Raw genomic sequence first — 22,123 nt, forward strand, 5'->3', positions numbered from 1 at the left:
GGAGTGCGAAGAAAGAGGGAAGGCCGAGGGGGACCATGACCAGTGCGACTCAGTGGGCTCAGCTCCAGGAGCAGCTCGAACCGGCCGGCACCGTACTGCTCACCGTCGAGTGCCAGCAGGGCGTCGTGGGCCGGCACAGCGCCCTGCCCGAACTCGCCACCGCAGCCCGCTCCTCGGGCGTCCTGACCAACATCGCCCGGCTGGTCGCGGCCGCGCACGAGGCCGACGTGCAGGTGCTGCACGCCGTCGCCGAGCGCCGGCCGGACGGGCGCGGCGCCAACAGCAACGCCCGGCTGTTCCGGGCCGCCGCCAGACTCCCCGTACAGCAGCACAGCGGAAGTACGGCGGTACGGATCGCCGAGCCCATCGAGGTCGCGGAGCAGGACCTGGTCGTACGGCGCTTGCACGGGCTCTCGCCCCTCGCCGGGACCGACGTCGACCCGCTGCTGCGCAATCTCGGCTGCCGCACCCTCGTCGTCACCGGAGTCTCGGCCAACGTGGCCGTGCCCAACGCCGTCTTCGACGCGGTCAACCTGGGATACACCGTGGTCGTGCCCAGTGACGCCATCGCGGGGGTGCCGGCCGACTACACCCCCGCGATGATCCGCCACACGCTCGCGCTCGTCTCCACCATCGCCACCACCGAGGAGGTGCTGCGCTGCTGGAAGAGCCCGCGGCGCGTCACGCGAGCGTGATCGAGTCCCCCTCGACCTTGATCGGGGTCGGCGGCAGGGGAGAGGTGGCCGGGCCACCCTTCACACTGCCGTCCGACGCGTCGAACAGGCTCTGGTGGCAGGGGCAGGTGATGACCCCGTCGGCGACACCGCTGACGGCGCAGCCCTGGTGGGTGCACTTGGACGAGAACGCCTTGAACTCACCGGCCGCCGGCTGGGTGATCACCACCCCCTTGTCGGCGAGCACCTTGCCGCCGCCCACCGGGATGTCCGCGACCCTGGCGAGCGGCGTCCCCGCCTCCTTCGGGGCCCCCGGCGAGCCGGCACCCGTCTTGCCGTCCGTGCCTCCGCCGCAGGCGGTGAGCACCGCCACCAGACCCGCGCCACCCGCTGCCGAGACCACCGTCCGGCGTGCCACTTCACCACTCATCGAGTCCCCTTGGGTTCCGATCACATCGACGCGATCACTGTGTCAGGAGTGAGTACGTGCGGGTGCCCCGAATCGTTCAGCCACGCGCAGACTCGTTGGCCGTACCCCTCGCCGGCACCGGTGGAAGCGCTGCCATGACCTCGCGGGCCAGGGCCACCGGGTCACCGGACGGAGCCGTCGGATAGGTCTCGTGCCCCCGCGCCCAGGCGTCGTCCATGGCGAACCAGTCGATGGCGGCCGGAGCGGTGCCGTCGGTCAGCGCGGTGTCCAGACTCGCGAAGTACGCGGCCCAGCGCTTGGCGTAGACGTCACGGACAAGCCCGTCCCACTCGCGGTTGGCGTAGTCGCGCAGCGCGCCCTCACTCGGTCCCCGGTCGCCCCAGGTGGTCAGGATCGAGCGGGCGTCGTACTCCAGCCGGTCGCTCTCGGCGGGGTCGGCTCCCCAGGAGCGGGCGTCGGCGAGCCACGGACCGAGCAGGAACCGCCGATCGGAGCCGACAAGCCGCCCCAACAGTGCCTCGTCGGCATTCCACTCGCCCGCCAGCGCGCGGAAGGCCGCCCGGTCCCCGGCGTCGTACGCCGCCTTGATCCGCGGCAGCAGGACGCGGCTGTGGTTGGTGAGCGCCTGGCGTGCCACGTCCACCAGGTCGAAGCGGTAGGCGTCCGTCGTCCGCAGCTCGGGAGCCACCTGGAGCAGCTCCCCCAGGGCGCGCCGCACGGTCGCCGCGTCGTACCGCATCGCGGTCGGGCTCCACCGCGCGCTGCGGGCCGCCGTCAGGCTCGGGCGGGCCGTGAACAGGCTGTCCTGCGGCTCGCTCCAGGTGCCCGAGGCGGTGCTGTACGGACCGCGGCGCAGCTCCTCCCACGCGGCGGCCGCGTGCGGGTCCGCACCGCCGTAGCGGCGGGCCGCGTACGCGGCGAACCAGGCCGCATGGTCGATCGGTCCCGGCTGCCAGGCGAGTTCGGTGAACAGGTCGAAGGCCGCGGGGTTCCCGCCGGTGCCTTCCGGGAGGTAGGCGATGCCGCGCAGGGTGCTCCCGGGCTTGGCCAGTACCTGCTGGAAGCGGCTCACCCATACGCCCGTGTTGGCGCCCATGCTGGTGTGGCCGCCGAAGTTGGGGATCGTGCCGAAGGCGTACGGCGTACCGCCCCACTGGGTCTCGCGGTCCAGGGTGTCGTACCGGTCGGAGAGGCCGTCGACGATCAGCACCCGGCCGCGGTCCACGCCGCTCAGGACGGTGGTGGGCGGATTGCGCTGCCAGCCGAGCATGACCCAGGTGGCGCCCGGATGGGCTGCGTCGAGGGCCTTCTGGACGGCCCCGGCCGCGCCCGCGACATCCACCGGCCCGGGGCTGCCGCCCTCGTGCAACAGATCCATCTTGAACATGGTGCTGTCACCGAACTGCCGCTGCTGGACGCGATAGTACGCGGCGGCCAGCCGGTCGAAGACCGGTCCGGTCGGGTCCAGCCAGTCGGGGCGCTCGAAACCCACCCACGTGCCCTGCGGCACCGTGACCGCGCCCGGGTTCCGGGCGGCGAAGCCCGGTGGCACCGTGCCGAAGAAGCCCGGCAGGACAGGCGTCATCCCCAGGGAGCGCACGTGGTCGGAGATCCGGCGGCCCTGTGCCGCGCGGGCGTCGATCAGCTGCCGCGAGACGGGTCCGGCGAAGCCCGACAGGTTCTGCAGCAGCCACCAGCCCTGGTGGGCCGGGCCGGGGATCCAGGCGCGCAGCTCCGCCTCGCTGTACCCGAACTCCTGCAGCGCCTCGTAGTACACGTACTCCGCCCCCGTCGGGACGAAGACCTCGTTCACGCCGTGCAGTGCCAGCAGGTCGATGTCGCGCTGGTACGCGGTGAAGTCGCGGTACGGGCCGGAGTAGCCCTCGTCGGTGTCGTTGAGGGCGTAGCGGTGGGGCACGGTCGCCGACCGGGTGAGGGTGCCGGTGACCGCGGGGAGCGTGGCGGGGAGCCGGCCGACGCTGTCGCCGGGCCAGCCGATGTCGACACCGGCGACCCGCTCCAGATACCAGCCGACCCCGGTGAGCAGCGTGGCCGGCGAGGTGCCCCGCACACGGATCGCTCCCTGCGTCCCGGAGACCGAGAAGAAGTCGCCCGAGGCGGGCCGCTCGGCCGCCTCAAGGGTGAACTGCGCGGCCCGCCACGACAGCAGACGTTCCAGGCTCGCCCGGGCGGGTGCCGGATCGAAGGCGGGCTCCGCGGCGGAGACCGGCGCGCCGCCCGGCAGCGACAGCGCACCGGTCACGGCGAGTGTCAGGACGGCAAGAGCGTTACGGCATCGAAGGACGAGGCGGCTGCCCATCTGGCTCCCTGCTCGGAGTGGTCGGCGCATGGCTCGCCCACTGTCCGACGGCCGGCGCCACCGGGGGCGCAGGCGAAGCCGAGAACCGGCCGACGCTCATCCTTGCGGGTGCACGCGGCGTCGTACGAGGAAGGTGCGCGCGAAGTCGCCGCCAGGCGCCCGGCCCCGGGGTCGATCCCGACCGTGAGCCGGCCGGACACCCACTGACGTCCTGTCAATCATCCTCGCGGTACGCGCCTTTGGCGCCCACCGTCGCTCCCCGTGCCGCCCCGGGGCTGATCGTGGCCCGCTCGGGGGGAGGGGCGGGCCGAACGATACGGATAGCCTGGGAAAATGCTTACAGAAGTGACAGCGACCCGCTACGTCACCCCCCTGCGTGAGGGCGGTTCGCTCCCCGGGATCGTCGAGGCCGACGACCTCGGCACGTACGTCATGAAGTTCACCGGCGCCGGGCAGGGGCGCAAGACCCTGGTCGCCGAGGTCGTCTGCGGGCAGCTCGCCCGCCGTCTGGGCCTGCGCATCCCGGAACTGGTCACGATCCAGCTCGACCCCGTCATCGGACTCGCCGAGCCCGACCAGGAGGTCCAGGAGCTGCTGAAGGCGAGCGGCGGACTCAACCTCGGGATGGACTACCTGCCCGGCTCGCTCGGCTTCGACCCGCTGGCGTACGAGGTGGACGCGAAGGAGGCGGGGAAGGTCGTCTGGTTCGACGCGGTGATCAACAACGTCGACCGGTCCTGGCGCAACCCCAACATGCTGGTCTGGCACGGCGACCTGTGGCTGATCGACCACGGCGCCACCATGATCTGGCACCACAACTGGCCCGGCGCGAAGGCCTCCGCCGCCAAGCCGTACGACGCCTCCGACCACGCGCTCGCGCCCTTCTCGCCGGACATCGCCGCCGCCGCGGCCGAGCTGGCGCCGCTGGTCACCCGGCAGCTCCTCGAGGAGATCGCCGCCGACGTGCCCGACGAGTGGCTGGTCGACGAGCCCGGCTTCGACAGCACCGACGCGCTGCGCCAGGCCTATGTGGAGGCGCTGCTGCCGCGCGCCGAGAGCATCCACGAGCGCGTCACGCTCGGTCCGCGCACCGAGCACCGCCCCTCGCAGCCCCCCGGCTGGCTGGCCGAGCGCCTCGCCCCCAGGCCGCACTCCACCGAGAAGGACCGCACCACGTGACCGACCGCGATGTCTTCGAGTACGCGCTGCTGCGCGTCGTGCCACGCGTCGAGCGCGGTGAGTGCTTCAACGCCGGCGTGGTGGTCTACTGCCGCGCCAAGTCCTTCGTCGCCGCCCGCACGCACCTGGACGAGACCAAGCTCAAGGCGCTCGACCCGGGTGCCGACGTGATCGGCGTACGGGCCGCGCTGCACGCGGTCGAGGGGGTCTGCCGGGGCGGCGAGGCCGCCGGGCAGGCCGCCGGCGACGACGCGGGCAGGCGCTTCCGCTGGCTGATCGCGCCCCGCTCCACGGTCGTCCAGCCCGGCCCGGTGCACACCGGTCTGACCGCCGATCCCGAGGGTGAGGTCGAAAGGCTGCTCGATCTGCTGGTGCGCTGAGCCTCCGGAGGACGACACGGAGTGATCGGGGGCACCCGGTGGGCCGTTGACACCGGGTGCCAGGGCTTCTAGCGTCTCGTCTGCGGAAGGTACTAAGCGGTCGCTCATCTGTGGGACGCACCGTGTGGGCCGCATCCAGGGATGATCCAAGGGCGAGGAGAACCAGCATGTCGACCACCGAGCAGCGCGTAGCCGTCGTCACCGGCGCGGCACGGGGCATTGGCGCCGCCACCGCGGTACGGCTGGCCGCGGAGGGCCGTGCCGTCGCCGTACTCGACCTCGACGAGGCGGCCTGCAAGGACACCGTCGAGAAGATCACCGCCGCCGGCGGCACCGCCCTCGCGGTCGGCTGTGACGTCTCCGACAGCGCTCAGGTGGAGGCCGCCATCGCGCGCGTGGCCGCCGAGCTCGGCGCGCCGACGATCCTCGTCAACAACGCGGGCGTGCTCCGCGACAACCTGCTCTTCAAGATGAGCGAGTCCGACTGGGACACGGTCATGAACGTGCACCTGAAGGGCGCGTTCCTGATGGCCAAGGCCTGCCAGAAGCACATGGTGGACGCGGGCTTCGGCCGGATCGTCTCGCTCTCCTCGTCCTCCGCGCTCGGCAACCGCGGCCAGGCCAACTACTCCGCCGTCAAGGCCGGCCTGCAGGGCTTCACCAAGACGCTCGCCAAGGAGCTCGGCAAGTTCGGCATCACCGCCAACGCCGTCGCCCCGGGCTTCATCGTCACCGAGATGACCGCGCAGACCGCCGAGCGCGTGGGCATGGGCTTCGAGGACTTCCAGGCCGCCGCCGCTTCCATGATCCCGGTGCAGCGGGTCGGCACGCCGCAGGACATCGCCAACGCCATCGCCTTCTTCACCGGTGACGACGCAGGCTTCGTCTCCGGCCAGGTCCTGTACGTGGCCGGCGGCCCGCTCAACTGACGCGCGGGCGGGAAGGGGATACGGACATGAGCACGAAGGAACTGCCGGAGCTGTCCGGCAAGGTCGCCCTCGTCACCGGCGCCAGCCGGGGCATCGGCTACGGCATCGCCGAGGCGCTGGTCGCCCGGGGCGACCGGGTGTGCATCACGGGCCGCGGCGAGGAGGCCCTCAAGGAGGCCGTCGAGCAGCTCGGCTCCGACCGGGTCATCGCGGTGCCCGGCAAGGCCCACGACGAGGCCCACCAGGCCGCCGCCGTCGCGGCGACGATGGAGGCCTTCGGACGGGTCGACTTCCTGATCAACAACGCCGGAACGAACCCGGTCTTCGGGCCGATCGCCGAGCTCGACCTGAATGTCGCCCGCAAGGTCTTCGAGACGAATGTGATCTCCGCGCTGGGATTCGCCCAGCAGACCTGGCGTGCCTGGCAGAAAGATCACGGCGGCGCGATCGTGAACATCGCCTCGGTCGCCGGCATCTCCGCCTCGCCTTTCATCGGGGCGTACGGGATGAGCAAGGCGGCCATGGTCAATCTGACCCTTCAGCTGGCGCACGAATTCGCGCCGGCCGTCCGGGTCAACGCGATCGCCCCGGCCGTGGTGAAGACCAAGTTCGCCCAGGCTCTCTACGAGGGCCGGGAGGCCGAGGCGGCGGCCGCCTACCCGCTCGGCCGGCTGGGCGTCCCGGAGGACATCGGTGGCGCCGCCGCCTTCCTCACCTCCGACCAATCGGACTGGATCACCGGCCAGACTCTCGTCGTCGACGGGGGGATTTTCCTCAACGCCGGTGTCGGGTGACCGATATCCGGACACTTTCCTGAATTCCTGACCGGTTTGGCCCCGGTTATACGTTGAATGCCGCAAGTGCCCCGCCAGGGCCGAACATTGACCTGGCGGGGTGCTGCGGTATGGTCGGCCGACCCATGGCTGAACGAGGAGCGTGCACGTGTTCAACCGGACCAGTCTGCAGGCCGCTGCAGCCCTTGCGTCCATATCCCTGGTGTCCGGATGCGGCATGTTTTCGGAAGCTGAGTCCGCCGGGGAGCAGAGAATCGTCGTCGGCACGACGAGTTCTCCCACCACGCTTGACCCGGCAGCCGCTTGGGACAATTCCTGGGAGCTGTTCCGAAATGTCTTCCAGACGCTGGTCAGTTTCCCGACCGGCAGCACCACCCCGCAGTCCGATGCCGCCGACTGCAAATTCTCCGACACGGCCAGCCGGATCTTCGAGTGCAAGCTCCACGAGGGCCTGAAGTTCTCGAACGGGCACGTACTGGACGCCAAGGCCGTGCAGTACTCCATCGAGCGCATCCGGAAGATCGACGTCGAGGGCGGCCCCAACGGCATGCTCGGCTCGCTCGACAAGATCGAGACCGTGGACGACCGCACCGTCGTCTTCCGGCTGAACAAGCCCGACGCGACCTTCCCCTTCGTCCTCGCCACTCCCGCCATGTCCCTCGTGGATCCGGCCGAGTACCCCGCCGACAAGCTCCGCGAGGACGGCGAGCTCACCGGCTCCGGCCCCTACGTCCTCGACGAGTACGTCGAGCGCGACAGGGCCGAGCTGACCAAGAACCCCACCTACAAGGGGTTCGCGGACCGCAAGAACGCGGGCGTGACCATCCGGTACTTCGAGGGCTCCGAGCCCATGGTCACCGCGCTCAAGAACAAGGAGATCGACGCCACCTACCGCGGCCTCACCGCCGAGGAAGTCGTCGACCTCCAGTCGGACAAGAAGGAGAACGAGGGGCTCCAGCTCGTCGAGTCCCCCGGTTCGGACATCCGCTACCTCGTCTTCAACGCCAAGGACCCGGTCATCGCCAAGGCGCCGGTCCGCAAGGCGATCGCCCAGCTCATCGACCGCGACGAACTGGTCAACAAGGCGTACCAGGGCACGGCCGAGCCGCTGTACTCCATGATTCCCAAGGGCATCGTCGGTCACACCACCGAGTTCCTCGACCGCTTCGGCGAGCCCAGCACCGCCAAGGCCCGCGCGATCCTGCGGCAGGCCGGGATCACCGAGCCCGTCGAGCTGACCTTCTGGTTCACCACCGACCGGTACGGCTCCGCCACCGCGCTGGAGTTCGCCGAGCTCAAGCGGCAGCTCGACGCGTCCGGGCTCTTCAAGATCACGCTGAAGAGCAAGCCCTGGAAGCAGCTCCAGGCGGGCTTCAAGACGGGCGAGTACCCGGTCTTCGGCCGCGGCTGGTCCCCCGACTTCCCGGACGCGGACAACTTCATCGCGCCCTTCGTCGGCAAGGACAACGTGCTCCAGACGCCGTACGAGAGCCCCCGGATCACCCAGGAGCTCCTCCCCAAGTCCCGGCGCGAGAGTGACCGGGGCGCGGTCGCCCGCGACTTCGAGGAGGCCGAGGAGGTCATGGCGCAGGACGTCCGGCTCCTCCCGCTGTGGCAGGGCAAGCTCTACATCGCGTCCAGCGAGGACATCGGCGGAGCCGAGCGGGCGCTCGACCCGCAGACCGTCATGCAGATGTGGGAGCTCAACCGCAGGGCCAGCTGGTAGGCGGCCCGCGGGCAGGCGTTGTCAGTGGCCCCCGGTAGGTTCTGTGGCGTAGAAACCATGGCCTACCGGAGGTTGTTGACGTGACCGACACCGACATGCTGCCCGAGTCCTGGCGCGGCGTCCTCGGCGACGAGCTGCAGAAGCCGTACTTCAAGCAGCTCACCGAGTTCGTCGAGGAGGAGCGGGCCAAGGGGCCGGTCTATCCGCCGCGCGAGGAGGTCTTCGCCGCCCTCGCGGCGACTCCGTACGACAAGGTGAAGGTCCTGGTCCTCGGCCAGGACCCGTACCACGGCGAGGGGCAGGGGCACGGCCTCTGCTTCTCCGTCCGGCCGGGCGTCAAGACCCCGCCCTCCCTCCGCAACATCTACAAGGAGATGAAGGAGGAGCTGGGTCACCCGGTGCCCGACAACGGCTATCTGATGCCGTGGGCCGAGCAGGGCGTCCTGCTGCTCAACGCGGTCCTCACCGTCCGCGCCGGCGAGGCCAACTCGCACAAGGGCCAGGGCTGGGAGAAGTTCACGGACGCGGTGATCAGCGCGGTCGCCTCGCGCCCGGACCCGGCGGTCTTCGTGCTGTGGGGGAACTACGCGCAGAAGAAGCTCCCGCTGATCGACGAGGAGCGCCATGTGGTGGTGAAGGGCGCGCACCCCTCGCCGCTGTCGGCGAAGAAGTTCTTCGGATCCCGCCCCTTCACGCGGATCAACGAGGCGATCGCGGCGCAGAACCACGAGCCGATCGACTGGCGCATCCCGGACCTGGGCTGAGGCCTGGGGCCCGGCGGGGTGCGGGGTGTCCAGGGCTCCGGGGTGCCCAGGGCCCTGCGGGGCCTCCGGGGGAGCCCGCTCGGCTGACAGGCTCGGGGCACCGCCCGAGCCTGTGCCGGATCGGCGGTCCCTGCGGCTAGCGTCGGAGCCCCTGGACGGAGAGCGCGTGGAGGCCGCAGTGACCGAGCAGCAGCAGGTGTCGGACGACGGCGTCATGACCAGGATCGGGCAGGCGATGATGCTCCTCCACGGCGGCGACCGCGAGGAGGCGCGCAACCGCTTCGGGGTGCTGTGGGAGCAGATCGGCCCGGACGGCGACCCCCTGCACCGCTGCACGCTCGCGCACTACATGGCCGACGCGCAGGACGACCCGGACGCCGAGCTGGCCTGGGACCTTCGCGCCCTCCTGGCGGCCGAGGGACTGAGCGAGGAGAGGCTGGCCGAGCACGACTCGGCGGTCGCGCTGCGGGCCCTCTACCCCTCGCTCCATCTCAACCTGGCCGCCGACTACGTGAAGCTGCAGCGGCCCGACGCGGCGCGGATCCATCTGGACCGGGCCCGCGCGGCATCGGACGCGCTGGACGACGACGGCTACGGCAACGGGGTCCGCGCCGCGATCGAGCGCCTGGAGGCACGGCTCCGCGCCCGGTAGCCGCGACCCCCGGCCACGAGGGCGGGCGCTCAGTTCTTGTACGTACCCCGGCAGATCTTCGCCTGCGCGCTGTCGGGGCGCCAGCCTCCGTACTGCTCGCCCAGGGCGCAGACATCGGCCCGGGAGCGCGGCGGCTCGGGCATCGCCGGCGGTTTCACGGACGGCACGCGCGGATGCGGTACGGACGAAGGCCGCCCCTTCCCCTTCCGTAGCGCGGCCCCGTCCTTCCCCTTGTCCCTGTCTTTGCCCTTGCCCTTGCCCTTGCGCTGCTCGTGCGTCGCGCGGGGCGACGGCGGAGGGGGAGAGGGGAGCGCCGCTTCCAGGGCCTCGCGGGCCGGTCCCTCGACGATCTGCGGCGCCACGTCCACGTCCACGTCCTGGACCGGGCGGCCGATCTCCTGGGGCGGTGCGGGGGCCGTGGGGGGTGGCTCCACCGATACGCAGCCGGAGAGCGCGGCGACCGCCACCCCGACCAGGATCCTCGCTGTGGTTCTCGTTGCATGCACCCGGCAACTCTGCTGGTCGCGTGGCGATCTTCGCGCCCCTACCGGCGGGGAATGCCCCGCACGGGTGACGCCCGCGATACGGCTGACGTGCGCATTTCCGCCGGTGTACCCGCCCGTTCCCGGTCGGCCTGCCTCGCCCTGGTCGCCCCGGTCGTCCTAGTCGCCCGTCGCGCCGTCGATCCGCTCCCGCAACAGATCGGCGTGACCGTTGTGCCGCGCGTACTCCTCGATCATGTGGGTGTAGATCCAGCGCAGACTGAACGTCTCGCCGCTGCGGTGCTTGCCCGCGCCCAGGTCGTCGAGGCCGTGGGCCGCCGCGATGGCCCGGGCCTGGTCGACTTCCGCCTGCCAGGTGGCGTACGCCTCCTCCCAGGTGTCGGCCTCGGTGACGTGGAAGGCGCGGTCCGGGTCCTCCTCGGTGCTGTAGATCCGGCCCGGCCGGTCGCCGGCGAGGATCCGCCGGAACCAGCCGCGCTCCACCTCCGCCATGTGGCGGACGAGGCCGAGCAGGCTGAGGCCGGAGGGCGGTGCGGAGGCCGTGCGCAGCTGCGCCCCGTCGAGTCCCTCGCACTTCAGGGCGAGCGTCTGTCGGTGGTAGTCCAGCCAGCCCTCGAGCATCTCGCGCTCGCCCGCGGTGGTCGACGGCTCGGTGCGTGCGGTGTGTTCCACAGAGGTCATGAGGGGCATCGTGGCCCACGATCACGGGCGGCGCCAGGGAAACGGCCGCGGTTCACCCGTCGAGCATGCCGTGCAGCAACTCCCCGAACCCTGTGCGCAGTTCGGCTCGGCTCGGCACGGCGGCGTGGAACGAGCCCACGGCGCAGGAGAACATCAGCCCCTCGCACCAGGCGATCAGGGACAGAGCGTGCCGCTCGGGGGCGGAGGAGCCGGCGCCCGCCATCATCGCGATCAGCGGCCCGTGGAACGCCGCCGACCCCGCCGCGTCGAAGAAGGTGCGCAGCTCCGGGCGGCGGGTGGCCTCCAGGGCGAGTTCGTAGCGGGAGACGAGCAGAGCCCGGTGGTCGGTGAGATACCGGTGCAGGGCCAGCGAGAGGGCGTCCACCAGCACCTCGGCGTCGCTGCCGGGGCCCGGCATCTCGTGCGGGGTGAGGACCCGCGACTCCCGCTCGACCTGACGCCGGACCGCTGTCTCCAGCAGGGCCTGGCGGGTCCGGGCGTGGTTGGAGGTCGACCCCTGGGGCAGCCCCGCCCGCTCGTCCACGGCGCGATGGGTGAGCCCGCGCATGCCGCGCTCGACGAGCAGGTCGAGTGCGGCGTCGCCGATCCGCTCGGTGCGGGAGGCGGTCGTGGGCTCGGGGGCGGCGTCAGGGGCGGGCTCGGGGGTGCGTGCGCTCATGCGGACAACGTACTACCCAGTCGACTACACCTGTAGTACGGTCGAGGCGTCACTACAGGTGTAGTAGCCCAGGGAGCAGCCATGGAACAGCACCGCGCAGTCGTCGTCGGAGCCGGGATCGGCGGGCTCACCGCCGCCGTCGCCCTCCACCGCGGCGGCTGGGACGTCACCGTCCTGGAGCGCGCCGCCGCCCTCACCCCCGTCGGGGCCGGCATCGGCCTCGCCCCCAACGCCCAGCGCGCGCTCGACGTCATCGGACTCGGCGACCGCGTCCGCGAACTGTCCGCCTGGCAGGGCGACGGCGGGATGCGCGCCCCCGACGGCCGCTGGCTCGCCCGTACCAGCGCCAAGGCCGCCGCCGCACGCTTCGGCGGACCGCTCGTCCTGCTCCACCGCGCCACCCTCGTCGACATCCTCACCTCCGCCCTGCCCGAAGGAGTCGTACGGACCGGGGTGGCCGCGTCCCTGGCCGACCCCGGTGACGACGCCCGGCCCGCCGTCGTCCGCACCCCCGACGGGGACATCGAGGCCGAACTGGTCCTCGGCGCCGACGGGATCCACTCCACCGTCCGCCGCACGCTCTTCCCCGGCCACCCGGGCCCGCGGTACTCCGGCTTCACCACCTGGCGCGTCGTCATCCCCGCCCCCGACCGCCCCTTCGCCCCGCACGAGACCTGGGGCGCCGGCCGCCTCTGGGGAACCCAGCCCCTCAAGGACGGCCGGATCTACGCCTACGCGATGGCCGCGGCCCCGGCAGGAACCCACGCGCCCGACGACGAGAAGGCCGAACTCCTGCGCCTCTTCGGCGACTGGCACCACCCCGTCCCCGAGATCCTCGCCGCCGCCGAGCCGGACGGCGTCCTGCGCCACGACGTCCACCACATGCCCGACCCGCTGCCCGCCTTCCACCGCGGCCGGGTCGCCCTCCTCGGTGACGCCGCCCACGCCATGCAGCCCACCCTCGGCCAGGGCGGCAACCAGGCCATCGAGGACGCGATCGTCCTCGCCCACCACGCCGGCCAGGGCCTGCCGCCGAGCCGCGCGCTGGCCGCGTACACCGCCGACCGGTTGCCGCGCACCACGGCGATCGTCTGCAAGGCCGCCCGTACCGGCCGGCTCACCCTCCTCTCCGCCCGTCCGGCCGTCGCTCTGCGCAACGGACTCATCGCCGCTGTCTCCCGCTTCGGCCCCGGCCTCGTCCTGCGCGGCTTCGACGGCATCGCGGACTGGCGGCCACCGGCCCCCGCCGCACGCTCCCGCGTAAGCTGACCCGCGCGAACGGCAGGTCACATGCCGTCAAAGGCACACCACCCAGCGCAAGGGAGACCCCGTGAAGGTCGGCTGCATCGGACTCGGCGACATCGCGCAGAAGGCATATCTCCCCGTCCTCGCCGCCCTCCCCGGGGTCGAACTCCACCTGCAGACGCGGACGGAGAAGACCCTGGAGCGGGTCGCCGAGACCCACCACGTGCCGGACGCACGGCGCCACAGCGACCTCGACTCCCTGCTCTCCGCCGGGCTCGACGCCGCCTTCGTGCACGCGCCGACCGCCGCGCACCCCGAGATCGCCCGCCGGCTCGTCGAGGCCGGAGTGGCGACGTACGTCGACAAGCCGCTGGCGTACGAGTACGCCGACTCCGCGCGGCTCGTGGAGCTCGCCGAGGAGCGCGGGGTGAGCCTGGCCGTCGGCTTCAACCGCCGGATGGCGCCCGCCTACGCGCAGTGCCTGGACCACCCGCGTGAGCTGATCCTGATGCAGAAGAACCGGATCGGTCTGCCCGAGGACCCGCGCACGCTCGTGCTCGACGACTTCATCCACGTCGTCGACACCCTGCGCTTCCTGCTCCCGGGAGAGGTCGAGCACACGGACGTACGGGCGCGGATCCGCGAGGGGCTGATGCACCACGTCGTGCTCCAGCTCTCCGGCGACGGCTTCACCGCCATCGGCATGATGAACCGGATGAACGGCTCCACCGAGGAGGTCCTGGAGGTCTCGGGCCAGGACACCAAGCGCCAGGTCCTCAACATCGCCGACGTCGTGGACCACAAGGGCCAGCCGACCATCCGCAGGCGCGGGGACTGGGTGCCGGTGGCCCGCCAGCGCGGAATCGAGCAGACCGTACTCGCCTTCCTGGACGCCGTGCGGGCAGGCAAGCGGCTCAGCGCACGGGACGCGCTCAAGACCCACGAGCTGTGCGAGCGCGTGGTGCACGAGGCCCTGACGCAGGCCTCCTGAGCGCGCCCATGCCCTCGGCGGCGCAGAGCGCCGCCAGGACGGTGAGCGCGCCGTACAGCGGCCAGTCGCCGAACCGGACGTAGCCGGTGGTCGTCCGCGCGAGCGGCAGTTCGTAGACGGCCGCCGCGCTCCGGTCGGTGCCGAGCGTCGTACCGATGCGGGAGCCGTCGGGGCCGTACACGGCGCTGACGCCGGTCAGCGTCGCGTGCACCACCGGCCGTCCGGACTCGGCCGCGCGCAGCGCCGCCAGCGAGGCGTGCTGCTCCGGCGCCCAGCTGTTCTGGAAGGTCGAGGTCGCCGACTGGAAGATCAGCAGGCCGGCGCCGTCACGGGTCAGCCGGCGGCTCATGTCGGGGAACGCCGACTCGAAGCAGACCAGCGGACCGACGCGCAGCCCCGGGCCGCCGTCCTCGGCCGGCAGGTTCATCACCACCGGTTCGGTGCCGCGCCGCCGGTCCTCGCCCGCCGCCTTGCCCACCGACGTCACCCAGCCCAGCACCGCGCGCGCCGGGATGTACTCGCCGAACGGGACGAGCCGCATCTTGTCGTACCGGTCCCCGGTCGGCCCCTGCTCCCCGATCAGCACACTGCTCTTGAAGATGCCAGGCCGGTCGGAGCGGCGGGCGTCCACGTTGACGAGGATCGGAGCGTCCACCGCGCGCGCGAGCGCGGTCAGCCGGGCCGCGAGGTCCGGGCGGGCGGTGAGATCGGAGCCGACACTGCTTTCGCCCCAGACGACCAGGTCGAGGTCGCGGCCGACGAGTCCACGGGTCAGCTCCTCGCCGCGGGCGAACCGCCGCTCGGCGCCGCCGGACCCGTCGAACACCCCGGGCTGGACCACGGCGATCCGTGCCGTCCCCTGCTCACGCGGTGGTGCGGCACCCCACCAGACCACGCCCAGGGTGAGCGCGCACACCACGAGCCCGACCAGCGCCGTGATGCGTACAGCGGCCGCGGACACCACCAGAAGTGCCACGGCGGTGTTGACCGCCACCACCAGCAGGGTCACGAGCCATACGCCGCCGACGGAGGCGAGCCGCAGCAGCGGCGCCACCTGCCACTGGCTGGCCCCGAGGAGACCCCACGGCCCGCCCAAGCCCTCCCAGGAACGGGCGAGTTCGATCATCAGCCAGCCGGCGGGGACGACCACCAGCGCGGCGACGGCCCGTGGCCCGGACGGCCCGTCCCCGAGCATCGCCCGCACCAGCCACCCCCAGGGCACCCACAACAGCCCGAGCAGCGCGGCCAGGAGGAGGATGAAGACATGCAGGCTCGGCATCAGCCACTGATGCACGGCCAGCATGAACCCGATGCCGCCCAGCCATCCCTCCAGGGCGGCGCGCCGCGCCGTGGGTGCGGTGCGGAGGAGCAGCAGCCACGGGACCAGTGCGACGTACGCGAACCACCAGAGGGAGGGCGCGGGGAAGGCGAGCGCGGGCAGGGCGCCGGCGGCGACCGCGGCCAGGGCGCGCGGGGTGCGGTGCGGCGTCGCCGGCCTCCGGCGCGCGCGCTCGGGACCGGCTTCGGGACCGGCCTCGGGGCCTGCCTCGGCTCCCGTACCGCTCCCGCTCCCGCTCCCGGGCCCGGGCCCGGGCACCGGATCGTCACCGGCCCCGGCGCCGCGACGGCCGAACGGAATCCGCATCCCGCGCCTCCAGGTGTCGCCTCCAGTGTGCGCCGTACGGCCCCGTCAGCCGTACGGCCCCGCTACGAGCGGCGCCATTTCTCCTGGACGACGACCGAGCGCAGCCGCCAGCCCTGCTCCGTCCGCAGAAGGGAGAACGCGTACCGCCCGCCGCAGACGAAGTCCTCGCCCGACTCGAAGCGCATCGGGTTCACGTAGTCGGCCTGGACCTCCGCGCTGTCGCCGGGGTAGCCGCCGAGGTCCTGGATGCTCACCCGCCGGTTCACGATGAGGTGCTGGCGTACCGGGAAGAGGCGCATCGTCTCGGCGAGCCAGTCGGCGATCTCGGCCGCCGGGCCCTCGACACCGCCGGACCCGCGGTAGTCGGCCCTGCCGTCGGGGGTGAACAGCGCCCGGTAGCCCGCCCAGTCGGAGTCGTCCACGGCCACCGCGTACCCGGTGACAAGGTCGTTGATGGCCAGCCGGTCCATCACGGTCGCGAGATCCACGCGCTGCGTCATCGCCTCAGTGTCGGGCAGGGAGCGGCGCGGGGCCAAGAGCCGTGCCGCGAGGGCGTGGTCGGATCCCGGTCATACTTCTGGACATGCGTATCGACATCGATCCCGACCTCAGCGACCGGAACGCCTTCTACCGGCTGCTCACCGCCACCGTCGTACCCCGGCCGATCGCCTGGATCTCCACGACCTCGGCGGACGGGACCGACAATCTGGCCCCGCACTCCTTCTTCACGATCTCGTCGGTGGCGCCGCCGGTGGTCCAGTTCACCTCGGTGGGCCGCAAGGACTCGCTGCGCAACATCGAGGACACGGGCGAGTTCGTCGTGAACCTCGCGCCCGAGCCGCTGTTCGAGCAGATCAACGCGACGGCGACGGACTTCCCGCGCGGGATGAGCGAGTTCGACGTGTGCGGGGTGGAGCGCGAGCCGAGCCTGCGGGTCAAGGCGCCGCGGGTGGCGGACTCGCCGGTGGCGCTGGAGTGCGAGCTGCACACCACGCTGCGGATCGGTGACTCGACCGTCGTGTTCGGGCGCGTGGTGCACGCGGCTGTGGACGAGGCCGTCATGGTGGACGGTCACCCCGACATCACGCTCATGCGGCCGCTGACCCGGCTCGGCCGGAACGAGTGGGGGACGCTGGGCGGCATCCGGGAGATCGCCCGGGTGCCGTACGCCTGACAGGTCCCGGCTGGTCCTAGGCGGCTTCCCATCGGTGGGGGCGGCCGCCGCGCCACTCCACCAGGTGGGGATCGTCCAGGATCATGTCGGCGTCCTCGAGCCCGGCGCGGCGCAGGAACTCGACGAGGTCGGTGTCGTTGTGCGCGAGGCCCACGATCTGCCCGCGCACGGTGACCCGCCGCCCGCCGCCGGGGGAGGGGCGGTGCACGACGATGGGTGCTTGCCAGGCCATGGTTCCAGGGTGCGTCGGGGCTCCGAAGATCGCCCGGCGGATCCGGGCCGATCCGGGCGTATCCGGGCCGATCCCGGCGCCACCGCGGGGAGCCGTTCGCACGGGGTGTGAACGGAACGCGTCGACCCGGCCGGCGTACACGCTCGTGGCCCGCCCGCGACGGCGGGAGGATCGTCGCGTCCCTTCGGGAGGGACGCACCTGAGAAGAGTCGCCGGAGACCCCCGAGTCCGGCGCCCCGTCCCGATCTGGCGCAACCCGGTACCCGCCCGACCGGACATGAGCCCGTCCGCCTCACGCGGACGGGCTCCGGTCATTCCGCGCTCTCGCCCGCGTGGGGGCTGAGGACGTCCGTGCCGACCAGGATGAACAGGACGATGCCCAGCACGATCCGGTAGATCACGAACGGCATGAAGCTCTTGGTCGTGATGAACTTCATGAACCAGGCGATCACGGCGTATCCGACACCGAACGCGATGATCGTCGCGAAGACCGTCGGACCCCAGGACACATGGCCGCCCTCGGCCGCGTCCTTCAGTTCGAAGAGGCCGGAGGCGAGCACTGCCGGGATGGCCAGCAGGAACGAGTACCGGGCCGCCGCCTCGCGGGTGTAGCCCATCAGCAGACCGCCGGAGATCGTCGCGCCCGAGCGGGAGACGCCGGGGACCAGGGCCATCGCCTGGCAGACGCCGAAGATCAGGCCGTCCCTCACACCGAGGTCCTTGAGCGTCTTGCGCTCGCGGATGGCGCGGTGCTTGCCGCCGATCTCGTCGCGGGCCGCCAGACGGTCGGCGACGCCGAGGACGATGCCCATCACGATGAGCGTCGTGGCGGTCAGCCGCAGATCGCGGAACGGGCCCTCGATCTGGTCCTTGAGCGTGACGCCGAGAACGCCGATCGGGATCGATCCGACGATCACCAGCCAGCCCATCTGGGCGTCGTGGTCGCCGCGCATCGACTTGTCGTGCAGCGAGCGGAACCAGGCCGAGACGATCCGCGCGATGTCCTTGCGGAAGTAGATCAGGACGGCGGCCTCCGTACCGATCTGGGTGATCGCGGTGAACGCCGCGCCCGGGTCCTCCCAGCCGGCGAAGGCGGCGGTGAGGCGGAGGTGCGCGCTGGAGGAGATGGGAAGGAACTCCGTCAGCCCCTGGACGAGTCCGAGGATGAATGATTCGAACCAACTCATGGGGCTAGGGCCGTCCCGAATGTGCTCGTGCGGTCAGAAAAAGGTCACGGCGACATCCGCACCGAAACGCACATCGCGGGTATCGCAGGTCACGGAGGCGTTCACGGTGCGGGGTCGCGACGGTCGGATCGGAGATCCACCGCCGGTCGTTGCGCAGCGTACCGTCCCGAAGTGACGGCCTTGATCTCAGGTCTCCACGGGGCCTGTGGTCGTCCAGCCCGGCGCCCGCATGTGATGGGTCAGGCTCGCGGCGTCCGCCTCGTCGCCGCAGCACGCGCAGACGACCCGGGGGCTGAGCACCTCGCCGCAGCTGTGCTCCAGGAGCACCGGGCGGTCCTCGGCGTTCAGATGGCGGTCGCCCCAGGCCATCAGCGTCAGCAGCACCGGCTGCAGTTCCTGTCCGGCCGCCGTGGCCTGGTACTCGAAGCGCGGCGGCCGCTCGCTGTATGGCACCTTCTCCAGGATCCCGGCCTCCACCAGCCGCTTCAGGCGCGCGGTGAGGATGTCCCGCGGGGCCCCGGTGTTGCGGGCGATCCGGTCGAAGCGGCGGACACCGAGCGAGACCTCGCGCAGGACGAGCAGTGCGTACTTCTCGCCGACGAGGGCGAGGGTGTCGGCGATCGAGCAGGGGCGGGGGGCGGCCTTCATGCGCCCCAGCCTAAGGCAGTCGGTGGGGAGGGTTTGAGATTCAAATTGACTGGGCTATGTTACTGACAGGTCTTGGTCCAGTTTTCCAACTCACCAGGTGATCGAGGAGCCCGTCATCATGCGCGACGCCGTCATCGTCGAAGCCGTCCGTACGCCCATAGGCAAGGGAAAGGCGAACGGTGCTCTGTCCCAGGTCCACCCCGTCGCCCTGCTCTCGCACACCCTCGGTGCCCTGATCGAGCGCAGCGGCATCGACCCGGCCCTCGTGGACGACGTCATCGGCGGCACCGTCGACCAGGTCGGCGAGCAGGCCATGAACACCACCCGGTACGCCTGGCTCGGCGCCGGCTTCCCCGAGTCCGTGCCCGCCACCACCGTCGACCGGCAGTGCGGCTCCTCCCAGCAGGCCGTGCACTTCGCGGCGCAGGGGGTGATCTCGGGGGCGTACGACATCGCCGTCGCCTGCGGGGTCGAGTCGATGAGCCGGGTCCCGATGTGGTCGAACGTGCCGCCCGGCGCGGACCCCTTCGGTCCCGGTGTCGCGGAGCGCTACCCCGAGGGCCTGGTCCCGCAGGGCATCAGCGCGGAACTGATCGCCGCCAAGTGGTCCATCGGCCGCGAGGCCATGGACGAGTTCGCCACCGCCTCGCACGCAAAGGCCGCCCGCAGCTGGGAGGCCGGGCTCTTCGACGCCGAGGTCGCCCCCTACGGGGACGTCCGCCGCGACGAGTCCGTACGTCCCTCGACCACGGCGGCGATCCTGGCCGGGCTGCGGCCCGCCTTCCAGGACCCCGCCTTCGGCGAGCGCTTCCCGCAGATCGACTGGTCGGTGACCGCGGGCAACAGCAGCCCCACGAACGACGGCGCCTCGGCCGTGCTCGTCATGGCGGCGGAGACCGCCGAACGACTCGGGCTGCGCCCGCTGGCCCGGCTGCACAGCTTCGCCGTGACCGGCTCGGACCCGCTGCTCATGCTCACCGGCGTCATCCCCGCGACGGAGAAGGTGCTGCGCAGGGCGGGGCTCGGACTCGACGACATCGACCTCTTCGAAATCAACGAGGCGTTCGCGAGCGTGGTGCTCGCGTGGCAGCAGGAGACCGGCGCGGACCCGGCCAAGGTCAACGTCCACGGCGGCGCCATCGCGCTCGGCCACCCCCTCGGCGCCAGCGGCACCCGCCTGACGACCACCCTGATCCACGCCCTGCGGGCCCGGGGCGCCCGGTACGGACTCCAGGCGATGTGCGAGGCGGGCGGCCTGGCCAACGCGATGATCGTGGAGGCGCTCTGAGGGTGAGGGCCTGTCTCTTGAATGAGGCGGTTGATGCGGTCGGAACGCCTGAACGAGACCGAACGACCGTCCCGGACTCGAAGCTCTCGCCGGACATGTCCGGCCCCTCGCCCAGATGCTCACCGAGCGTCAGGGCGAGCGGATCCCGCGGTGGCTCACGGCGCGACGCACAAGTACGAGTGGCCCGCGGCGACTTCGGTAATGCCGCGCTCAACTCGCCGCGTGTCAAGGGGTGAACACAGCAGTGCGGTACGATCCCGTATGGCGTAATGGAAGTCAGCGCCTGTGCAGCACCGTGCGGATTCGGGTCTGTCGTGCCTTCGTCGCCGATTCGGCCGCGCGTGTGCGCACTGCCCCGCCGGGTGCGCCCGCTCTGAGGATGTTCAGAGCGCATTCTTCCGATAGTGCGCTACCGGCCGGCGTCGATCCGCACCGCCCGTACGAGCCTCGCCGATCCGTCGTTGATCGGTGCGCAGGCTCCTTTCTGGAGACGACGTGAAAATCCTCCCCGAGATTTCTCGCACGCTGAGTGAGTACCTCCTCATTCCGGGCCTGACCACAGAAGACTGCACGCCGGACAATGTGGATCTCGGGGCGCCGTTGGTCCGTCACCGGGTCGGCGAGGAGCCGGGGATCCGGGTCGCCACCCCCATGGTGAGCGCCATCATGCAGGCCGTGTCGTCACCGAGCCTGGCGGTGGCGCTGGCGCAGGTCGGCGGGCTGTCGTTCATCCACCAGAATCAGCAGATCGAGGACCAGGTCGCGGACGTGCTGGCGGTGAAGCGGCACAAGGCCGGCTTCCGGACCAGCGACGTCACCGTAGCGCCGCTGACGCCACTCGGTGAGGTCGCCCGGCGGTTGGCCGACACCGAGCAGGGCGTGGCCGTGGTCACGGAGAGCGGGGAGGCGGACGGCGAGTTCCTGGGGATCATCAGCCTCGACGACTTCCACCTGGAGCGCCACGGGGCCTCCGAGACGGCCCACAACCGGATGCGGGGCCGGAACAATCTCGTCACCGCACCGGCCTCGGTTTCGCTGTCCGAGGCGAACGAGCTGATCTGGCAGCACCATCTGGACGTGCTGCCGGTAATCGAGGACGGCCGGGTCGTCTCCTTGGTCCTCAAGAGGGACTATCAGGCCCACAAGACGTACCACCGTGCGACGGTGGACAGCGAAAAGCGTCTGCGTGTGGGGGCCGGTGTCAATTCCCGTGACTTCAAGGACCGCATTCCCGCTCTGGTGGAGGCCGGCGCGGACGTGCTGTGTCTGGACTCCTCCGACGGCTATTCCGTATACCAGGCGAAGACCCTCGAATTCGCCCGGGAGACGTACGGGGATGACGCTTTCGTCGGTGCGGGGAATGTCGTCGACGGGCGGGCTTTCCGATACCTGGCCGATGCGGGCGCGGCGTTCGTGAAGGTCGGGATCGGCGGCGGGGCCATCTGCACCACCCGGGCGCAGAAGGGCATCGGCCGCGGGCAGGCCTCCGCGCTGCTCGACGTGGTCGAGGCGCGCGACGCCTACGCCCAGGAGACCGGGGTGTACGTGCCGCTGTGCTGCGACGGCGGTCTGCTCAACGACTCGCACATGGCGATGGCGCTGGCGATGGGGGCGGACTTCATCATGCTCGGCCGCTACTTCGCCCGGCTCGACGAGAGTCCGTCGCGGAAGATGCAGATCGGCGGCCAGTGGTACAAGGAGTACTGGGGGGAGGGCTCGCGGCGCGCGCAGAACGCGGCCCGCTACGGTCAGCGCGGCCAGATGGTCTTCGAGGAGGGCGTCGACGGCTACGTGCCCTACGCCGGCAGCCTGTACGACAACGTGGAGCGGACCAGGGCGAAGCTCACCTCGACGATGATCAGCTGCGGGTCGACGAACCTGCGGGACTTCCACCGCGATGCGGTGCTCGTTCCGGTGTCCGCGGAGTCGTTCAAGCAGACCGGCGCCGAGGTGCAGCTGCGCCGGCCCACCATCGACTCCGGAGAGTGATCTGACCGGGCGG

23 protein-coding genes are annotated in these 22,123 nt (G+C 71.4%); 13 read left to right on the forward strand and 10 right to left on the reverse strand.

Features of this window, described 5'->3' with window-relative positions; translation table 11 throughout:
- The first annotated feature begins 35 nt into the window (after window positions 1-35).
- Window positions 36-695, forward strand: coding sequence for a cysteine hydrolase family protein (locus FDM97_RS13500; RefSeq protein WP_137990652.1), 660 nt, complete (start codon window positions 36-38; stop codon window positions 693-695).
- On the opposite strand, the gene FDM97_RS13505 is transcribed toward FDM97_RS13500, so the two are convergent.
- Window positions 682-1,104, reverse strand: coding sequence for a Rieske (2Fe-2S) protein (locus FDM97_RS13505; protein ID WP_175439109.1), 423 nt, complete (start codon window positions 1,102-1,104; stop codon window positions 682-684). The genes FDM97_RS13500 and FDM97_RS13505 overlap by 14 nt on opposite strands.
- A 76-nt stretch (window positions 1,105-1,180) precedes the next feature.
- Window positions 1,181-3,367 (reverse strand): alpha-N-acetylglucosaminidase, encoded by a 2,187-nt coding sequence (locus tag FDM97_RS13510; protein WP_254705577.1) that lies wholly within the window; start codon window positions 3,365-3,367, stop codon window positions 1,181-1,183.
- A gap of 390 nt (window positions 3,368-3,757) precedes the next feature.
- On the opposite strand from FDM97_RS13510, the gene FDM97_RS13515 reads away from it, so the two are divergent.
- From FDM97_RS13515 to FDM97_RS13545, 7 genes are all read left to right on the forward strand, one after another.
- Complete coding sequence (locus FDM97_RS13515) at window positions 3,758-4,603, forward strand: HipA family kinase (RefSeq protein ID WP_137990655.1); 846 nt, start codon at window positions 3,758-3,760, stop codon at window positions 4,601-4,603.
- Window positions 4,600-4,983, forward strand: coding sequence for a DUF3037 domain-containing protein (locus FDM97_RS13520; RefSeq protein ID WP_137990656.1), 384 nt, complete (start codon window positions 4,600-4,602; stop codon window positions 4,981-4,983). The genes FDM97_RS13515 and FDM97_RS13520 overlap by 4 nt, the downstream gene beginning before the upstream one ends.
- Before the next feature lie 167 nt (window positions 4,984-5,150).
- Window positions 5,151-5,912 (forward strand): 3-oxoacyl-ACP reductase FabG, encoded by a 762-nt coding sequence (gene fabG, locus FDM97_RS13525; RefSeq protein WP_137990657.1) that lies wholly within the window; start codon window positions 5,151-5,153, stop codon window positions 5,910-5,912.
- 26 nt (window positions 5,913-5,938) lie between these two features.
- On the forward strand, window positions 5,939-6,706 hold the full coding sequence (locus tag FDM97_RS13530) for an SDR family oxidoreductase (RefSeq protein WP_137990658.1): 768 nt from the start codon (window positions 5,939-5,941) through the stop codon (window positions 6,704-6,706).
- A gap of 148 nt (window positions 6,707-6,854) precedes the next feature.
- Window positions 6,855-8,432, forward strand: a complete 1,578-nt coding sequence (locus FDM97_RS13535; RefSeq protein ID WP_137990659.1) for an ABC transporter substrate-binding protein — start codon at window positions 6,855-6,857, stop codon at window positions 8,430-8,432.
- A gap of 80 nt (window positions 8,433-8,512) precedes the next feature.
- The gene (locus tag FDM97_RS13540) at window positions 8,513-9,196 is read left to right on the forward strand and encodes a uracil-DNA glycosylase (RefSeq protein ID WP_137990660.1); all 684 of its coding nucleotides are present in this window, start codon (window positions 8,513-8,515) and stop codon (window positions 9,194-9,196) included.
- Window positions 9,197-9,374: 178 nt separating this feature from the next.
- Entirely contained in the window at window positions 9,375-9,848 is a 474-nt protein-coding gene (locus FDM97_RS13545) for a hypothetical protein (RefSeq protein WP_137994797.1), read from the forward strand.
- Between the two features lie 29 nt (window positions 9,849-9,877).
- On the opposite strand, the gene FDM97_RS13550 is transcribed toward FDM97_RS13545, so the two are convergent.
- The 3 genes from FDM97_RS13550 to FDM97_RS13560 form a co-directional block, all read right to left on the reverse strand.
- Window positions 9,878-10,354, reverse strand: a complete 477-nt coding sequence (locus tag FDM97_RS13550; RefSeq protein ID WP_137990661.1) for a hypothetical protein — start codon at window positions 10,352-10,354, stop codon at window positions 9,878-9,880.
- Between the two features lie 156 nt (window positions 10,355-10,510).
- Window positions 10,511-11,041, reverse strand: a complete 531-nt coding sequence (locus FDM97_RS13555; protein ID WP_137990662.1) for a DinB family protein — start codon at window positions 11,039-11,041, stop codon at window positions 10,511-10,513.
- A gap of 43 nt (window positions 11,042-11,084) precedes the next feature.
- Window positions 11,085-11,711, reverse strand: a complete 627-nt coding sequence (locus FDM97_RS13560; RefSeq protein WP_137990663.1) for a TetR/AcrR family transcriptional regulator — start codon at window positions 11,709-11,711, stop codon at window positions 11,085-11,087.
- 81 nt (window positions 11,712-11,792) lie between these two features.
- Here FDM97_RS13560 and FDM97_RS13565 point away from each other — a divergent pair, with 81 nt between their 5' ends.
- The gene (locus FDM97_RS13565) at window positions 11,793-12,980 is read left to right on the forward strand and encodes an FAD-dependent monooxygenase (RefSeq protein WP_137990664.1); all 1,188 of its coding nucleotides are present in this window, start codon (window positions 11,793-11,795) and stop codon (window positions 12,978-12,980) included.
- Between the two features lie 61 nt (window positions 12,981-13,041).
- On the forward strand, window positions 13,042-13,947 hold the full coding sequence (locus FDM97_RS13570; RefSeq protein ID WP_137990665.1) for a Gfo/Idh/MocA family protein: 906 nt from the start codon (window positions 13,042-13,044) through the stop codon (window positions 13,945-13,947).
- On the opposite strand, the gene lnt is transcribed toward FDM97_RS13570, so the two are convergent.
- Window positions 13,889-15,592: an apolipoprotein N-acyltransferase gene (gene lnt / locus FDM97_RS13575; RefSeq protein ID WP_137990666.1), complete on the reverse strand. Its 1,704-nt coding sequence runs from the start codon at window positions 15,590-15,592 to the stop codon at window positions 13,889-13,891. The two genes, FDM97_RS13570 and lnt, sit on opposite strands and share 59 nt — an antisense overlap.
- Window positions 15,593-15,654: 62 nt before the next feature.
- On the reverse strand, window positions 15,655-16,092 hold the full coding sequence (locus FDM97_RS13580; protein WP_175439110.1) for a nuclear transport factor 2 family protein: 438 nt from the start codon (window positions 16,090-16,092) through the stop codon (window positions 15,655-15,657).
- 83 nt (window positions 16,093-16,175) lie between these two features.
- Here FDM97_RS13580 and FDM97_RS13585 point away from each other — a divergent pair, with 83 nt between their 5' ends.
- Entirely contained in the window at window positions 16,176-16,766 is a 591-nt protein-coding gene (locus tag FDM97_RS13585) for a flavin reductase family protein (RefSeq protein ID WP_137990667.1), read from the forward strand.
- 16 nt (window positions 16,767-16,782) lie between these two features.
- Here FDM97_RS13585 and FDM97_RS13590 read toward each other — a convergent pair whose 3' ends face one another.
- The 3 genes from FDM97_RS13590 to FDM97_RS13600 all read right to left on the reverse strand — a co-directional run bounded on the left by FDM97_RS13590 (window position 16,783) and on the right by FDM97_RS13600 (window position 18,833).
- Window positions 16,783-16,998, reverse strand: coding sequence for a hypothetical protein (locus tag FDM97_RS13590; protein ID WP_137990668.1), 216 nt, complete (start codon window positions 16,996-16,998; stop codon window positions 16,783-16,785).
- Window positions 16,999-17,309: 311 nt separating this feature from the next.
- Window positions 17,310-18,185 carry an undecaprenyl-diphosphate phosphatase gene (locus FDM97_RS13595; protein WP_137990669.1) on the reverse strand — a complete coding sequence of 292 codons (876 nt, stop codon included), beginning with the start codon at window positions 18,183-18,185 and terminating at the stop codon, window positions 17,310-17,312.
- Between the two features lie 186 nt (window positions 18,186-18,371).
- Complete coding sequence (locus tag FDM97_RS13600; protein WP_137990670.1) at window positions 18,372-18,833, reverse strand: winged helix-turn-helix transcriptional regulator; 462 nt, start codon at window positions 18,831-18,833, stop codon at window positions 18,372-18,374.
- Window positions 18,834-18,951: 118 nt separating this feature from the next.
- Between FDM97_RS13600 and FDM97_RS13605 the strand changes: the two genes are divergently transcribed.
- The gene (locus tag FDM97_RS13605) at window positions 18,952-20,121 is read left to right on the forward strand and encodes a thiolase family protein (protein ID WP_137990671.1); all 1,170 of its coding nucleotides are present in this window, start codon (window positions 18,952-18,954) and stop codon (window positions 20,119-20,121) included.
- A 495-nt stretch (window positions 20,122-20,616) separates the two neighbouring features.
- Window positions 20,617-22,110: an IMP dehydrogenase gene (locus FDM97_RS13610; protein ID WP_137990672.1), complete on the forward strand. Its 1,494-nt coding sequence runs from the start codon at window positions 20,617-20,619 to the stop codon at window positions 22,108-22,110.
- The last annotated feature ends 13 nt before the right edge of the window (window positions 22,111-22,123 follow it).

The sequence above is a fragment of the Streptomyces vilmorinianum genome (assembly GCF_005517195.1).
GTDB lineage: Bacteria > Actinomycetota > Actinomycetes > Streptomycetales > Streptomycetaceae > Streptomyces > Streptomyces vilmorinianum.

Excerpts from the sequence above, each read along its gene's own strand:
- FDM97_RS13560 (WP_137990663.1), bottom strand. The coding sequence starts at position 11,711 with ATGAGCGCACGCACCCCCGAGCCCGCCCCTGACGCCGCCCCCGAGCCC.
- FDM97_RS13605 (WP_137990671.1), top strand. The coding sequence starts at position 18,952 with ATGCGCGACGCCGTCATCGTCGAAGCCGTCCGTACGCCCATAGGCAAG.
- FDM97_RS13515 (WP_137990655.1), top strand. The coding sequence starts at position 3,758 with ATGCTTACAGAAGTGACAGCGACCCGCTACGTCACCCCCCTGCGTGAG.
- FDM97_RS13555 (WP_137990662.1), bottom strand. The coding sequence starts at position 11,041 with ATGCCCCTCATGACCTCTGTGGAACACACCGCACGCACCGAGCCGTCG.
- fabG (WP_137990657.1), top strand. The coding sequence starts at position 5,151 with ATGTCGACCACCGAGCAGCGCGTAGCCGTCGTCACCGGCGCGGCACGG.
- FDM97_RS13565 (WP_137990664.1), top strand. The coding sequence starts at position 11,793 with ATGGAACAGCACCGCGCAGTCGTCGTCGGAGCCGGGATCGGCGGGCTC.
- lnt (WP_137990666.1), bottom strand. The coding sequence starts at position 15,592 with ATGCGGATTCCGTTCGGCCGTCGCGGCGCCGGGGCCGGTGACGATCCG.
- FDM97_RS13530 (WP_137990658.1), top strand. The coding sequence starts at position 5,939 with ATGAGCACGAAGGAACTGCCGGAGCTGTCCGGCAAGGTCGCCCTCGTC.
- FDM97_RS13500 (WP_137990652.1), top strand. The coding sequence starts at position 36 with ATGACCAGTGCGACTCAGTGGGCTCAGCTCCAGGAGCAGCTCGAACCG.
- FDM97_RS13590 (WP_137990668.1), bottom strand. The coding sequence starts at position 16,998 with ATGGCCTGGCAAGCACCCATCGTCGTGCACCGCCCCTCCCCCGGCGGC.
- FDM97_RS13600 (WP_137990670.1), bottom strand. The coding sequence starts at position 18,833 with ATGAAGGCCGCCCCCCGCCCCTGCTCGATCGCCGACACCCTCGCCCTC.
- FDM97_RS13595 (WP_137990669.1), bottom strand. The coding sequence starts at position 18,185 with ATGAGTTGGTTCGAATCATTCATCCTCGGACTCGTCCAGGGGCTGACG.
- FDM97_RS13505 (WP_175439109.1), bottom strand. The coding sequence starts at position 1,104 with ATGAGTGGTGAAGTGGCACGCCGGACGGTGGTCTCGGCAGCGGGTGGC.
- FDM97_RS13585 (WP_137990667.1), top strand. The coding sequence starts at position 16,176 with ATGCGTATCGACATCGATCCCGACCTCAGCGACCGGAACGCCTTCTAC.
- FDM97_RS13580 (WP_175439110.1), bottom strand. The coding sequence starts at position 16,092 with ATGACGCAGCGCGTGGATCTCGCGACCGTGATGGACCGGCTGGCCATC.